This window comes from Marinobacter sp. (assembly GCF_033722735.1).
Taxonomy (GTDB): Bacteria; Pseudomonadota; Gammaproteobacteria; order Pseudomonadales; family Oleiphilaceae; genus Marinobacter.
Window position 1 is genome coordinate 13,659 of the sequence record NZ_JAWVYN010000020.1, and the last position, 14,661, is coordinate 28,319.

The window sequence follows — 14,661 nt, forward strand, 5'->3', positions numbered from 1 at the left end:
GCCAGGACAGGGTTCCAGGCATGAGTAACGGCCAAGGATCGATGAACTATGGACGCGCTGACATGCGGTCGTGAGCACACCTCCCCGGGGGGAGCCGGCAGGGCCCTTCTGATTGGGACTGGGATTGCCCTGATCTACTTCGTTGCCGGCTACTTCGGTTTGAAACTGGCATTCGAAACCACCAATGTGTCGCCGGTGTGGCCGGCCTCGGGGATTGCCCTGGCGGCGTTGTTGCTGGGTGGCTTGAGAATGTGGCCGGCCATCACCGTCGGCGCGATCCTGGTCAACTTTGTCAGCTTTGGGGTGGATGCGGACACCTGGCAACGGTATGGCCTGGCCTCACTGGTCATCGCCACCGGCATAACCCTGGAAGCGCTGGCCGGGGCTTTCCTGGTTCGAAAATCGCTGGGGCCGCACACCAGCTTTGTTCGCATTACCGGCGTCTTCCGGTTCCTGCTGGCGGTTGCGCTGGCCTGCACGCTCAGTGCCGGCCTGGGCACGGCAACCCTGGTGGGGTTCGAGGTTGCTCCGGCAACCGCCCTGGGCAGCATCTTCAGCACCTGGTGGCTGGGGGACTGCGTGGGCATGCTGGTGGTAACGCCGACGATACTGGTATGGCGCGCCCGTCCGTCCACGCCTGACAGCCATCGCCCCGGGCTTCATGTGGGGCTGCTGGTGGCTGCAGTCGGCCTGCTGTCGTTCCTGGTGTTCGCATACCCCCGCGGCGATGTATTGGACGCCCGTCTGCTGACGTTTCTGTTTGTGCCGCTGCTGGCCTATGCCGCCTACCTGTTCGGCCTGCATGGGGTGACCGCCTGCAGCCTGGCTGTGGTCACCATCGCCATTGCCGCCACCATCGGTGGGGGTGGTCCGTTCGTTTTTGGCAGCGTCAATGCCTCGCTGGTGGCCCTGGATGCCTTCATCGCGCTGTGGGTGTGTAGCGGCCTGGTACTGGCCGCGGACCTGCAGGAGCGGAGCCGGGAGGGGGGGTTGCGGCGCTGGGAGACCGTGGTGCCCTGGGCGGTGCTGGTGTGTGCCCTGGGGGTGACCACCCTGATGTGGCGGGCGGCGCTGGATTCGGCCCAGCAGAAGGGGGTCGAACAGTTCCAGTATCTGGCGGAGACCATTCGCAGCCGCATTGCAGAGCGGATGCGGGACTACCAGCAGGTGTTGCGGGGTGGCGTCGGCCTGTTCAAGGCGTCCGACGACGTGACCCGTGGCCAGTGGCAGCGATTCGTCGAGGAACTGGCGCTGGCGGAGAACTACCCGGGCATCCAGGGGGTAGGCTTCGCCCGTTACCTGGACACTGAGGCCGAAAAGCGCCGGTTCGAGAGGGCAATCCGCAACGATGGCTTCGAAGACTTCGCCGTGAAGCCCGGTGGGCAGCGGGAGGCCTATGTGGCGATCGCGTACCTGGAGCCGTTTGACTGGCGCAATCGGCGTGCCCACGGCTATGACATGTTTTCCGAATCCCTGCGCCGGAAGGCCATTGCCAAGGCCCGGGATACCGGGCGCACCGCGGTGTCCGGCAAGATCACCCTGGTTCAGGAAACCAGTATCGGGGTTCAGGCGGGGTTCCTGATGTATCTGCCTCTGTTTGACGGGGGGCAGGTGCCGGAGACCGTAGCCGAGAGGCGGGAGCGGATGCGTGGGGTGGTGTACAGCCCGTTCCGGATGGATGACCTGATGGCCGGGATCCTGGGCGACCAGTTTCCCCAGGTGGCATTGACGATCTATGACGGCGAATCGGCGTCTCCCGACGCCGAAATGTACCAGACCCACGTGCGCCAGTCCGATACACCGCATCTCATTGAGCCGTTCGTGGCCACCCTGCCGGTGGAGATCATTGACCACACCTGGACCATACAGATCGAGTCGTTGCCGGCGTTTACCGATGCCCTGGACCAGCAGAAGTCGCAGATTATTCTGGTCAGCGGCGTGATGATCAGTTTCCTGCTGTTCTCCTTTATCCGGGCGCTGGTACTGACCCGGTCGCGGGCGCTGTCGCTGGCAGAGGAGTTGACCTCGGCGCTGCGTCGATCCGAGCAGAAATTCTCGTCCCTGGCCAGCAACGCCAATGAGGCTATTTTCATCATCGATGCCGAAGGCCGCATTACCTCGGCCAATCCGGCGGCCAGCGAGTATTTTGGCCTGAGTGAGGCCGAGCTGGTGGGCAGCCGCATTGAGAGCCTGTTTGCCCCGGTTCATCGTCGGGCGGTACTGGATGCGCTGGCCTCCATCCTCAGCCGGCGGAATCCGGTCAGCCGGATGGAAAGTGCGCAGACCGAATGCCTGGACTGTGAGGGCCGGATGTTTCCCGCCGAGTATTCGCTGTCGCACTGGTCCTCGGATGGCGAGGACTGTGTGGGGGTGATCCTGCGGGACATCACCGAGCACCGGCTGGCGGAGGAACGGTTGCGGCAGGCCCGGGAAGAGGCGGAACAGGCCAGCCGCTCGAAGAGTGATTTCGTGGCCAACATGAGTCATGAGATCCGCACCCCCATGAACGCGGTTCTGGGGATGACCCAGATCCTGTCCAGAACCCCCATGTCCGGCGATCAGCGGCAGTACCTGGACATGATCCAGTCCGCGGGGCGCTCGCTGATGGATATCATCAATGACATCCTCGATTTCTCCAAAATCGAGGCGGGGCGCCTGGAGATCGAGCCGGTGCCTTTCGACCTGGATGAGCTGGTCAATGGCCTGGCGACCGTGATGATGATCGGGGCCAGCAAGAAGGCGCTGGAGCCCTCCATTGGCGTTGACGCCGATGTGCCCCGGGATCTGTTCGGCGATGAGCTGCGCATCCGGCAGGTGCTGCTCAACCTGGTTTCCAATGCCATCAAGTTCACCGAAGAGGGCGAAGTGGCGATGCTGATCGAGGCCTGCGAGCGCCGCGGACAGGCTGTGACCCTGCGAATCAGCGTCAAGGACTCCGGCATTGGCATGACCGAGGAGCAGAAAAAGTCCCTGTTCACCGCTTTCACCCAGGCGGATTCCTCGATGACCCGGCGGTTTGGTGGCACCGGCCTGGGACTCGCCATATCTCGGCAGCTGGTCACCCTGATGGGGGGTACCATCGAGGTGGATAGCGAACCGGGGCGGGGCAGCTGTTTCACCATCCAGCTGCCGCTGGAGGTTCAGGCGCAGGAAGCACCGAGACCGCTGGCCCGCAGCCTCGAAAACCTCAAGGTGTTGCTGCTGGACGAGAATGACACCAGCCGGGATTACCTGGCGCGGACCTTACAGGGCTGGGGCTGGCGCCTGGATACCGCTGCCTCGGTCAACCAGGCGTCGCGCCGGATTCAACAGGCTGGCGGGTCTGCAGAGCCGTATGACCTGGTGCTGATGGACTGGCTGCCGGCGACTCCGCAGCAGCACGACCTGCTACACCAACTCCGTGCCCACTCCGGCAATGCCGAACTGATGGTAGTGGCCATGCTGGCCCCCCATGAGCATGATCCGGAGGAGGAAGCCGAACCGCCGGAAGGCGTCGATGCGGTGATGGTCAAGCCGGTGACCAGCTCGCGCCTGTTCGACAAGCTCCATGAGGTATTGCATGCGGGGGCCGAGGGGGCGGAGGCCGATCTCGGTGAGGAGCCCTCGGCGCTGCCGCTCAACGGAGCCTGCCTGTTGCTGGTGGAGGACAATGAACTCAATCAAATTGTCGCCAAGAGTTTCCTCGACAGCGCTGGGGCCGAGGTGGTGGTGGCGGAGAATGGCAAGCAGGCGCTGGACCTGCTGCGGGCAGGGGACGGCCAGTTTGATCTGGTGTTGATGGACGTGCAGATGCCGGTGATGGATGGCCTGACTGCGACCCGCCTGGTGCGAGAGGAATTGCAGCTGCACCTGCCGGTACTCGCCATGACGGCGGGGGTGTTGGAATCGGAGCGGGAGCGGTGTCTGCAGGCCGGGATGGACGACTTCATTGCCAAGCCCATTGTCCAGGCCCAGATGCTGGACACCATCAAACGCCACCTGACCAAGCGCCGTGATCGGCCCCAAGCGGCTGCGCCCAGTCTGGGCCAGTCTGGCGAGGAAGACGCGCTGGCGCCGCTGGAACGCCTGATGGCCTCGGTGGGGGATCAGGAGGGGCCACGCAAGGCGGTGTTGCTGATTGTGCGGAACATCCTGGAGCGGGGGGCGACACCGGTGGAGCAGGCGTTTCTGGACTGGCAGAGCGGTCGGCGGACCGAGTCCGCCATGGCGTTGCACAATCTCCGGGGGCTGCTGGGCAGCATCGGAGCCAAGGCGATCACCTCCTTAAGCCAGGACATGGAAAAATCCCTGGAGGACGGCAACGAGGAGGCGCTGGCAACGCAGTGGCAGTCCTTGCGGGAGGAGTACTCCGGATTCCTGGCCAACCTGGATCACTGGTTGCGTCAGCAGGAAGCCCTGTCCCCGTAAGCCGGGGGGGGGGGCATCTGGTTAACCGGATGGCAGGAGGGGCCCTGCTCAATCGAGGTAATACTCCACCGTGGACACCACCCGCACCGTCTTGACCGGCTGCTGCCCCTCTTGCACGCCCGGCGCCTGGTCCCGCGGCAGGATCTGGAAGACCCCCTGGTTTGCCCGCCTGAGGGGCCCCAGGCGGGTGTCGGCGTCCTGGGCAAACTGCTGTGCGGCTTCCCGGGCGGCCGCGGTGGCTTCGGCGATCATCGCAGGCTTGATTTCATTGAGCTTGTTGAACAGGTAGGTGGGGCCACTGGGGCCGTAATCCGCCGACAGCACCACCCCGGAGTCCACCAGGTCGCTGACGGCCCGGGCGGCCTGTTGGATCCGGTCGATGTTGCCGCTGCGAACCATCAGGGTCTGGTGAATGACATAGCGCGGGTTGCCGGTGTTGTTCTGATAAGGGTTGGCCTGGGTGTCGGTGACGTGCAGCCGTTGCAGCTCGACCCGGTCGGTGTCGATGGCCTGAAGCTTGAGGAACGCCATGATGGCTTCGCGACTGGCGTTGGCGGCCTGCTGGGCCTCGACCAGGGTGTTGCCGGTGGCGATGAAACGCAAGGGCCACAGGGCCAGGTCCGCCGGCACCTCCCGCTCGGCCACCCCCTTGACCGTGACGAAACGATCGGCGGTGCGCAGCCCGGTCAGGCCCTCCATGATCAGACAGGCGGAAACAATCAGGGCGAGGGCGAGAATGACAGTCGGCAGCAGTTTCATGGTTGGGTCCTGTTCCGTGGCGCGTTATCCAACAACCTTGCCCAGTTGGGGAGTGCCGTCAAGTGTCGGCAATGGCGGCATGGCGGGAACGACGGCGGCAAGTTCGGCCACGTGTGCCATGCTTTGGGGAAAAGGACAGTCGGGCAACCGGGAGGTGGCTATGACCAAGCTACGTGTTGAGTGTGTTCAGGGCGACATTACCCAGCAGCCGGATATGGATGCGGTGGTGAATGCCGCCAACGCCAGGCTGATGCCAGGCGGTGGCGTGGCCGGGGCCATTCACCAGGCAGCGGGGCCGGGACTGGCTCAGGAATGTCAGGCTCTGGCTCCCATCCGGCCCGGACAGGCGGTGATCAGCGGTGGCCATGCCCTGCCCAACCGTTACGTGATCCACTGTCTGGGCCCGGTCTATGGCCAGGATGAACCCTCGGATCAACTGCTCGGCAACTGTTTTCGTCACGCCCTGGGGCTGGCGGACGAGCACGGTCTCAGGTCCGTGGCGTTCCCCGCCATATCCACCGGCGTGTTCGGGTACCCCATCAAGGAGGCAGCGGCCGTCGCTGTGGCCGCGGTGGTCGATGAAGGGGCGGCCTTGAACTCCGTGGCCCTGGTGCGGTTTGTGCTGTTCAGTGACAGTGACCGGGAGGTGTTTCAGCGGGCTCTGGAGGCGTCCGGTTACGACTAAGGTCTTCCGGACATGGTTCGGTAGAAGGAGGCGATCGACCGGCGAGGGCGGGTAAACTCCCGCTACCATTGCAACCGGATAGGGATGGTTCTGTCTTGATCAATCTACGCGCCACTCTGCTCACCACGCTGGCGATGATCGCCTTTGCCGGCAATTCCCTGTTGTGCCGGGCCGCCTTGCGGGATACCGACATCGACGCGGCCAGTTTTACGCTAATCCGGATTGTTTCCGGCGCCGTCATGCTGGCGTTGTTGGTTCGGCTGCGGCAAGGCGCCGACGAGCGGCGAGCCGGTTCCTGGTGGTCAGCCCTGGCGTTGTTCGTCTATGCCGTGGCGTTCTCCTTTGCCTACGCTGGGCTGACGACGGCGATGGGGGCGCTGCTGCTGTTTGGCGCCGTCCAGGCGTCGATGATTGGCATCGGCATGGCTCGTGGCGAGCGTCCCGTTAGCTGGCAGTGGCTGGGCATTTTCGTGGCCTTTGTCGGGCTGGTGGGGTTGCTGTTGCCGGGGCTCTCGGCGCCGCCGTCACTGAGCGCCGCCTTGATGCTGGCTGCTGGGGTGGCCTGGGGGGGGTACTCGCTGCGGGCCAAGGGCGCCGGCGATCCGTTGCAGGCGACGGCTGGCAATTTTCTGAGAGCCGTGCCCTTGACCCTGGTGGTCAGTGTTGTCTTCTTGTCGGACGTTCGCCTGGACTGGCCGGGGACTGTACTTGCCGTTACTTCCGGGGCCCTGGCGTCGGGGGTTGGCTACGCCATCTGGTATTCGGCACTACCATGGTTGCAAGCGACCACTGCGGCTACGGTTCAGCTAAGCGTGCCGGTTCTTGCAGCCGTTGGCGGCATTGTGCTGTTGGGCGAACCGTTAACCCTGAGGCTGGTTGCGGCCGGAAGCGCCATTCTGGGAGGCATCGCACTGGTGATCGCAGGCAAGCCGGCGGTTCGGGTCAGTGTGGGAGCGGAGCGGTAGGAGTCGGAACCGGGACAGAGTCCCGGTCCACAGTTGCGTGATGGCTCAGGCGCCGAACAGGGCCGAGCGCAGTGGTGCCATCAGACCGGCCTTGCGGGCTGCCTTGCCCACCCGGCGGATACCGTCGAATTCCAGGTATCCGTCCTCGATTGGGTCGAAACGCAGGATCTTCACGTCTTCCAGGTAGTTCTGATTGCTCTTCCAGGGGCCATGGCTGCCCTGGCGGGGCAGTCGGTCGTTGGCCCGCAGGATGTAGCCGGAGTCCAGGGAACCGAGCATGGTGTCTTCGGTGGCGCTGTCCTCGGTGTCCCGGGGCACCGCCACGTCGTAACCCTTCTTGTCCATGTGGTTGATCAGACGGCAGAAGTACTCAGCGGCGATATCCGCCTTGAGGGTCCAGGAAATGTTGGTGTAACCGAAGATCATGGCGGCGTTGGGCACATCGTCCACCATCACGTTCTTGTAGATCACCTTGTCGCGCATTACCACCGGCTCACCGTCGACCTTCGCCTCCAGGCCGCCGAGCATCTGGATGTCCAGGCCGGTGGCGGTGATGATGATGTCCGCCTCCAGCTCCTGGCCGGATTTCAGCAGGATGCCGTTCTCGGTGAAGCGATCAATGTGGTCGGTCGCCATGGATGCCTTGCCGGATTTCACCGCCTTGAACAGGTCGCCATCTTTTACCACGCACAGGCGCTGGTCCCAGGGGTTGTAGTTGGGAGAGAAGTGGCGCATGTCGACGTTCTTGCCCACCTGCTGACGCACGATGCTCAGCAGCAGCCGGCGCATCGCCTTCGGGCTGCGGCGGGAACGTTCGAACAGGGCGCGGGCAATGGTGATGTTGCGGCCGCGGGTGATCTTGTAAGCCAGCTTGTTCGGCAGCACTTTCTGCAGCCCCACGGTCACCAGGTCGGTGGACGGCAGCGGCATCAGATAGCTGGGGGAGCGTTGCAGCATAGTGACGTGGCCGGCCTTCTCCGCCATGGTGGGCACCAGGGTAATGGCGGTGGCGCCGCTGCCGATCACCACAATGCGCTTGCCTTCGTAGTCCAGATTTTCCGGCCAGTGCTGGGGATGCACCACCTGGCCCTTGAACTTGTCCTCGTCCTTGAACTGCGGTTTGTAACCGGCGTCGTAGTTGTAGTAGCCGGTGCAGCCGATCAGGTACTTGGAGGTAAACGTCAGCTTCTCGCCGGTGTCCTCGTTCTCGGCAGTCACGTGCCATTGCTTGTCGTCGCTGGACCAGTTGGCCTCCTTGACCGCGGTGCCGAAGCGGATGTTGCGGGTGACGCCGTACTCCTCGGCGGTTTCTCGTACGTAGTTCTTGATCGCCGGACCATCGGCCAGCACCTTGCCACCGGTCCAAGGGCGGAAGTTGTAGCCAAAGGTGTACATGTCGGAATCGGAGCGGATGCCCGGGTAACGGAACAGGTCCCAGGTGCCGCCCAGGTCGTGGCGACGTTCCAGAATGGCGTAGCTCTTGCCGGGGCAGTCCTTGGTCAGGTGGCAGGCCATACCGACTCCGGAAACACCGGCGCCAATGATCAGGACATCAAAATGTTGTTCGCTCATGGTTAGCCCCTTTTTATGGTTAGCGAAGGCTGTGTGACGACCGCTTTGGTGCCTGGGGAGCGTTCTGGGCTGACGTCACCAGGCCCTTGGGCCTCCGTTTATATCTAAGCTACGCGACCATCGAGCCGTGGGCATTGACCGGCGTTGCTCCCGACCGGCAACAAAAGGGTCATGCCTTGCTGCGCAGGCTTGCCGCTATCCGGCCGACTCCTCGCACGCCGGCGCGGGGTGACCGAATTGCTGGATCATCGCCTGCCGTTGCCGCTCAGGGTCACGGTATTCCGTGGGTAGCTGCAGGATAAAGTACAGGATGTCACCTCGCGGTGGGGAGGCTTCGAGGGGCCGTTGATCGTCCTCAAGGGGCCAAAACTCCGGGCTGATTACCGACACGCGGAGATCCGGCCGAAGCGTCTTCAGGGCCGCCACCGTGCCCTGATGGAAATCGCTGTGAAAGGCGCCCGTGGTGTGCAACACCTGCGCCCCGGGGTGGCGATCCAGCGCGCGGGCGATCTGGGTTGCCATGGTGTTGTCGCGCACCAGCTGCGCCGTGTAGCTGTTCTGCAGGACGTCGGAATTGCTGCGGCCGTGATGGCTGCCGCCGACGGCCTGTTCGAAGCGCTTGCGGTAGGCCTCGCTGCCAATGAGCGGCAATTCGAGGAGACGGTCACGCCGGTTGGCGGGCAGTTGCGAGAAGAAGTCCAGGCCAAGCCTGGCGATGCAACGAACCAGCGGCTGGGGCGCGTTGGTGGCCACCACCGGACGTTGATGTTGTTTGGCAAACTCGACCAGAGGCCGGTAGGAGGCCCGATAGTTGTCCCAGGCGTTGGCGTCCTCAATCATCTCTGCCTCGCCGGTTTCATTTTTCAGGTACCGGTCCAGAGCCGCCTGATCCGCCACCGTGAATTGCTCCATGGTCAGGACCTGATTGGGCTGCTGGCGGAACAGCGCCTGTTGCAGGCGGGCCTGAAGCAGGTGAGCGCCATGATGACCGTGGTATTCCCCGATCACCACTACGTCGCTGTCCGCCAGTCGTCGGGTCAGTTGCTCAAAGCTGATGGGGCGTTGGCGGGTCGGGTCGAACAGACGGGTGTCGTAGAGGTTGTCGGGAGCGGTGAGTTCCAGGTCCGGCGTGGTTGGTGTCCAGCTGCAGCCGGACAGGGCCAGTAGCAACAACGGAATCAGTCGGGTCATGTCATGCCTCGTCAGAAGGGTCGGGCCGGTGTTCCGTGACGGCTACCTTTGACCCGGCTTTTGTGTCACGCTCCTGTCACCGCTGGATATCACTTCGGTTGCAAGCGGTCGATACATGAAGTTTTACAGGCAGTCGTTCAATGAGCAAACGGAAACAGCAGTCCCGTCGTCCTCTCTGGCATCCGGCCTATTGGCCTTCCTGGTGTGTGGTGTTCCTGCTATATGCCCTCGCGAAGTTGCCGGAATCAATCAAGCGCCGCTGGAGTCAGGGGCTAGGGCGCTGGTTGAGCCAACGTCTTTCATCCCGGGCCCGGGTGGTCGATGCCAACCTGCGGGCCTGTATGCCGGAGCTGTCGGATGACGAGCGGGCAGCGCTGGTGGAGAGTAGCTTTGTCTCCTGCACCCGGGGCCTGTTCGAAAGCTTGCAGTGTTGGTGGGGAGACACAGATACCTGGCAGGAGGAATCCCGGGTGGAGGGAATGGAGCACCTGCAGGAAGCGATTGATCGTAACCGGGGCGTACTGATGATCGGCGGCCACTACAGCATCCTGGACCTGGCGTTGCCGCTGGTGGGCCGTCACCTTACCAAGCCGGGGTATATGTATCGTCCCAATGACAACCCGGTGATCGACCGGATGATTGAACAGGGGCGTCGCAGGCACTTCAATATCAGGCCCTTCAGCAAACGCCAGCTCAAGGACATGATCGGCTTTCTGAAACAGGGAGGGCAGGTCTGGTACGGCTGTGACCAGGATTTCGGCCGCAAGACCGATGTATTTGCGCCCTTTTTCGGCGTCGACACCGGCTGCATCAGCACGCCGACCTACATTGCCCGGGAGTCCGGCGCCAGTGTGCTGTGCGTCAGCCATGTACGCATGCCCTGCGGCCGCTACCGGGTCGCGTTCTCTCCAATCCTCGAGAACTTTGGCGACTGCCCCCGGCAGGATGCCTTGAGCTGGAATGGTTTCATCGAGGAAACGGTGCGTGCGTATCCGGACCAGTACCTGTGGTTGCACAAACGCTTCAAGACCCGGCCGGCCGGGGCGGCCGCCATTTACTGATCCGCCCTCGCGGCGGCGTGCTACATTGGATACGGGGTCGTCGGCCATCCATGGTCGGCCACGGCCCTCATTCGGCCTCGCTGTCGAGGCCTTCGGGGATGCCGTCGATCCATGAATTGACCCGTTGGGACACCCGGGAGTGGAACCTGCATGCTGCCCTTACGCTTCGTCGATCGCCTCAAGTTCTTCGTTGAACGCCAGTTCGTCAAGGGAGCCGCGTTTCAACTGCTGGTGGTCGCCCTGCTGATCGGCTTGATCTCCGTGGTTGGTGGCCTGCTGGTGGCGCCGCTGGGGGAACCTTTTGACGATTTTGGCTCTGCCATCTGGTGGGCTTTCCTGCGTCTCACCGACCCCGGTTACCTGGGGGACGATACCGGCAACTGGCAGCGTTTTGTTTCCACGATCCTGACCGTCAGCGGCTACGTGGTGTTTCTCGGCGCGTTGGTCGCCATCCTGACCCGCTGGTTGATTGCGGTGATGAACGATCTGGAGCGGGGCCTGACTCCGGTGTCGCTCAAACACCATGTGGTGGTGCTGGGCTGGACATCGCTGACCCTGCCGTTGTTGTCAGAGCTGTTGGGTTCTTCCCAGCGCATGCGGCGATTCCTGGAACGGCACGATGCCCGACGGTTGCGGCTGGTGGTGTTGGCCCAGGAGGTCTCGGCCGCGCAAATGCTGGCTCTGCGCAACGAGCCTGGCATCGGCAGCAAGGCCCGTCAGATTATCCTGCGTTCCGGCCTGGCCATTCAGCCGGATGCCCTGAAGCGGGTGGCTTGCCTGCAGGCGGCTGCGGTGATCATTCCCAGTACCGCCCACGGCTCGGACAGCCTGGTTTCCTCCGACGTGGAAACGGTCAAGGCGCTGCTCTCCATTGCCACCCAGGCCCGGCAACTCGATGCGCCCTTACCGTTTGTGGTCGCCGAGATCCAGGATCTTCGCAAGCGTACGGTCATTGAGCGGGCTTATCCGGGCGCCGTTGAGGTGGTGGCCGGTGACAACCTGATCAGCCGGCTGCTGGTCCAGAACACCCTGCACCGGGGACTGTCGGAGCTGTTCAACGAACTGCTGACCGCCGGTGAGGGCAACGAACTCTACATTCGCAGCGGGGAGGCGCTGGCCGGCCAGACCCTGGGGGAAGTGGCCCGCCAGAGGCCCGAGGCCATCGTGTTGGGGTTGGTGCGGCCGATCGGCAAGGGGTGGGAATCCCACCTGCTGGCGTCGCCGGGACTGACCATCGCGCCGGCCGACCGATTGGTCATCCTGGCCCGCAGCTACGACGCTACCGAAGCGAGGCAGGAACGGCCGCCCCTGGATGTGGTGGTGCGGGCCGCGGTGGTCCCGGCGCTCGCCCCGTCTGGCCGGCGCAAGGTTCTGATGCTGGGGTGGAGCCGGAAGGTGCCCGCGATGCTGGCCGAATACAACTGCTACAGTGGCCGGCAGTTTGACCTGGATGTGGTGTCGGTGGTGCCTGCCGCGGAGCGGGAACAGGCCATCCAGCGGGACGTGGGTGACCTGGACCGGGTCCAGGTCCGGCACCTGGACGCGGACTACATGGTCGAAGGTGCCCTGCGTCGGCTGAAACCCTGGGCTTACGACACCATCCTGTTGCTCAGCAGCGACCGGCTGGCCAGCGGCGAGGAAGCGGATGCGCGCGCCATCGTGGGCTACCTGCAGCTGGAGGAACTGCTGACGGTGGCCGGACACCGCCCCCAGGTGATCCTGGAGCTCAGCGATCCGGACAACCAGCACCTGCTGGGGGTCCATCAGGGCGAGATGCTGGTCAGCCCCATGGTGATCAGTCACGTGTTGGCCCAGGTGGCACTGCGACGGGAGTTACGCTGGGTATTGGATGAACTGTTTACCGCCGGTGGGGCGGAGTTTCAGTTTCGCGATCCGGCAGCCTACGGGCTGTCGCCGGATGCCGATTTCCAGCAACTGGAGCAGATTGTGGCCGGCCGGGGAGAGCAGGCGCTGGGGGTGTATCGTCGGGCCGTCGATATCCGTGGTCGTCGTTTGCGGCTCAATCCCCCGAGATCCGAGCCTCTGAATCTTCAGTTGGGTGACCAATTGGTGGTGCTGGCCATGACCGAGTGAGGGCCAGGGCCCTGGCACATCAATGGATTGGCGCGGCGATCGGGCGATCCTTGCGCCCATTCATCGAGAAAATGCCGAAAATAGATAATATAAATTTCAATTATAAATTCAGAGCTACTAAAGTAACCGCCAACGTCAGCGACTGTTCGTTTTTTGAACGGCCGTTTCGTCGTCACAGTTTGTGCCACGGCCTCGGGCCGGGCACGCAACGCAGTACCTCAAACCTATCGAGACAGGACTGAGATCATGCCATACGCAAGCGACGTTGATGCCATCGCATCACTGGTCAAGCAGAACAACTGGGCCAACATCACTCCTGAGCACGCAGCCCGCATGCGCGCCCAGAACAAATTCAAGACTGGCCTGGACATCGCCAAGTACACCGCCAAGATCATGCGTGAAGACATGGAAGCGTATGACAAGGACACGTCCAAGTACACCCAGTCCCTGGGTTGCTGGCACGGCTTCATCGGTCAGCAGAAGCTGATCTCCATCAAGAAGCATTTCGGTAGCACCAAGCGTCGTTACCTGTACCTGTCTGGCTGGATGGTTGCCGCCCTGCGTTCCCAGTTCGGTCCGCTGCCTGACCAGTCCATGCACGAGAAGACTGCCGTTTCCGGTCTGATCGAAGAGCTGTACACCTTCCTGCGTCAGGCCGACGCCTGGGAACTGAACCACCTGTTCCGTGACCTGGAAGCCGCCAAAGAAGCTGGCGACGCGGCCAAGGCCAAGGAAATCGAGGCTCAGATCGACAACCACGAAACTCACGTTGTGCCGATCATCGCCGACATCGACGCTGGTTTCGGTAACGCCGAAGCGACCTACCTGCTGGCCAAGCAGATGATCGAAGCCGGTGCCTGCTGCATCCAGATCGAGAACCAGGTTTCCGACGAGAAGCAGTGTGGTCACCAGGACGGCAAGGTAACCGTTCCTCACGCCGACTTCATCTCCAAGATCAACGCCGTTCGTCTGGCGTTCCTGGAGCTGGGTGTGGATGACGGTGTGATCGTTGCCCGTACCGACTCCCTGGGCGCTGGCCTGACCAAGCAGATCGCCGTGACCAACGAGCCGGGCGATCTGGGCGACCAGTACAACAGCTTCCTCGACGGCGACTACATCGAGTCTGCCGAAGACATCAACAACGGCGACGTTGTGATCAAGTCCAACGGCAAGCTGCTGAAGCCGAAGCGTCTGGCTTCCGGCCTGTTCCAGTTCCGTCCGGGTACTGGCGAAGACCGTGTTGTTCTGGACTGTATCACCAGCCTGCAGAACGGCGCTGACCTGCTGTGGATCGAAACCGAGAAGCCGCACGTTGGCCAGATCGCTGGCATGGTTAACCGCATCCGTGAAGTGGTACCCAACGCCAAGCTGGTTTACAACAACAGCCCGTCCTTCAACTGGACCCTGAACTTCCGTCAGCAGGTGTTCGACGCCTGGAAGGAAGAAGGCAAGGACGTTTCCGGCTACGACCGCGACCGTCTGATGAGCGCCGAGTACGACGACAGCGAACTGGCGAAAGTGGCAGACGAGTGGACTGCCAACTTCCAGCGCGACGGGTCTCGCGAAGCGGGTATCTTCCACCACCTGATCACCCTGCCGACTTACCACACCGCGGCCCTGTCCACCGACAACCTGGCCAAGGGCTACTTCGGTGACGAAGGCATGCTGGCCTACGTTGGCGGCGTTCAGCGTAAGGAAATCCGTCAGGGTATCGCCACCGTTAAGCACCAGGACATGGCTGGTTCCAACATCGGTGACGACCACAAAGAGTTCTTCGCTGGTGAAGCGGCTCTGAAAGCTGGTGGTAAGGACAACACCATGGGTCAGTTCGAGAACATCTAAGCTCGACCGACACCCAGTGTTGACCAAAAAGGGCGGCCCTTCGGGGCTGCCCTTTTTTTGTTATGGACGGTGATGTCAGGGGACA

The 14,661-nt window shown here is 62.9% G+C and carries 9 protein-coding genes; 6 read left to right on the forward strand and 3 right to left on the reverse strand.

All coding sequences use genetic code 11. The features are described from left to right. The first annotated feature begins 48 nt into the window (after window positions 1-48). Complete coding sequence (locus R3175_RS14140; RefSeq protein WP_318944966.1) at window positions 49-4,407, forward strand: CHASE domain-containing protein; 4,359 nt, start codon at window positions 49-51, stop codon at window positions 4,405-4,407. A gap of 48 nt (window positions 4,408-4,455) precedes the next feature. Here R3175_RS14140 and R3175_RS14145 read toward each other — a convergent pair whose 3' ends face one another. Next, complete coding sequence (locus R3175_RS14145; protein WP_318944967.1) at window positions 4,456-5,166, reverse strand: SIMPL domain-containing protein; 711 nt, start codon at window positions 5,164-5,166, stop codon at window positions 4,456-4,458. A 160-nt stretch (window positions 5,167-5,326) separates the two neighbouring features. On the opposite strand from R3175_RS14145, the gene R3175_RS14150 reads away from it, so the two are divergent. Both R3175_RS14150 and R3175_RS14155 read left to right on the forward strand, forming a co-directional pair. Continuing rightward, window positions 5,327-5,851 carry a macro domain-containing protein gene (locus R3175_RS14150; RefSeq protein WP_318944968.1) on the forward strand — a complete coding sequence of 175 codons (525 nt, stop codon included), beginning with the start codon at window positions 5,327-5,329 and terminating at the stop codon, window positions 5,849-5,851. A gap of 98 nt (window positions 5,852-5,949) precedes the next feature. Beyond that, the gene (locus R3175_RS14155; protein WP_413231778.1) at window positions 5,950-6,816 is read left to right on the forward strand and encodes a DMT family transporter; all 867 of its coding nucleotides are present in this window, start codon (window positions 5,950-5,952) and stop codon (window positions 6,814-6,816) included. Window positions 6,817-6,861: 45 nt separating this feature from the next. Here the strand turns inward: R3175_RS14155 and R3175_RS14160 are convergent, their stop codons facing one another. Further along, entirely contained in the window at window positions 6,862-8,388 is a 1,527-nt protein-coding gene (locus R3175_RS14160; RefSeq protein WP_318944969.1) for an NAD(P)/FAD-dependent oxidoreductase, read from the reverse strand. A 195-nt stretch (window positions 8,389-8,583) separates the two neighbouring features. Further along, entirely contained in the window at window positions 8,584-9,579 is a 996-nt protein-coding gene (locus R3175_RS14165) for a ChaN family lipoprotein (RefSeq protein WP_318944970.1), read from the reverse strand. A gap of 140 nt (window positions 9,580-9,719) precedes the next feature. On the opposite strand from R3175_RS14165, the gene R3175_RS14170 reads away from it, so the two are divergent. The 3 genes from R3175_RS14170 (at window position 9,720) to R3175_RS14180 (ending at window position 14,576) form a co-directional block, all read left to right on the forward strand. Then, on the forward strand, window positions 9,720-10,640 hold the full coding sequence (locus R3175_RS14170; RefSeq protein WP_318944971.1) for a lysophospholipid acyltransferase family protein: 921 nt from the start codon (window positions 9,720-9,722) through the stop codon (window positions 10,638-10,640). A 150-nt stretch (window positions 10,641-10,790) separates the two neighbouring features. Next, window positions 10,791-12,734, forward strand: coding sequence for a CASTOR/POLLUX-related putative ion channel (locus R3175_RS14175; RefSeq protein WP_318944972.1), 1,944 nt, complete (start codon window positions 10,791-10,793; stop codon window positions 12,732-12,734). Between the two features lie 246 nt (window positions 12,735-12,980). Continuing rightward, window positions 12,981-14,576 (forward strand): isocitrate lyase, encoded by a 1,596-nt coding sequence (locus tag R3175_RS14180; protein ID WP_413231777.1) that lies wholly within the window; start codon window positions 12,981-12,983, stop codon window positions 14,574-14,576. Window positions 14,577-14,661: the final 85 nt, after the last annotated feature.

Bases quoted from the DNA above. Each gene is read 5' to 3' on its own strand.
- R3175_RS14145 (WP_318944967.1), bottom strand. From the start codon at position 5,166: ATGAAACTGCTGCCGACTGTCATTCTCGCCCTCGCCCTGATTGTTTCC.
- R3175_RS14150 (WP_318944968.1), top strand. From the start codon at position 5,327: ATGACCAAGCTACGTGTTGAGTGTGTTCAGGGCGACATTACCCAGCAG.
- R3175_RS14180 (WP_413231777.1), top strand. From the start codon at position 12,981: ATGCCATACGCAAGCGACGTTGATGCCATCGCATCACTGGTCAAGCAG.
- R3175_RS14175 (WP_318944972.1), top strand. From the start codon at position 10,791: ATGCTGCCCTTACGCTTCGTCGATCGCCTCAAGTTCTTCGTTGAACGC.
- R3175_RS14140 (WP_318944966.1), top strand. From the start codon at position 49: ATGGACGCGCTGACATGCGGTCGTGAGCACACCTCCCCGGGGGGAGCC.
- R3175_RS14160 (WP_318944969.1), bottom strand. From the start codon at position 8,388: ATGAGCGAACAACATTTTGATGTCCTGATCATTGGCGCCGGTGTTTCC.
- R3175_RS14170 (WP_318944971.1), top strand. From the start codon at position 9,720: ATGAGCAAACGGAAACAGCAGTCCCGTCGTCCTCTCTGGCATCCGGCC.
- R3175_RS14165 (WP_318944970.1), bottom strand. From the start codon at position 9,579: ATGACCCGACTGATTCCGTTGTTGCTACTGGCCCTGTCCGGCTGCAGC.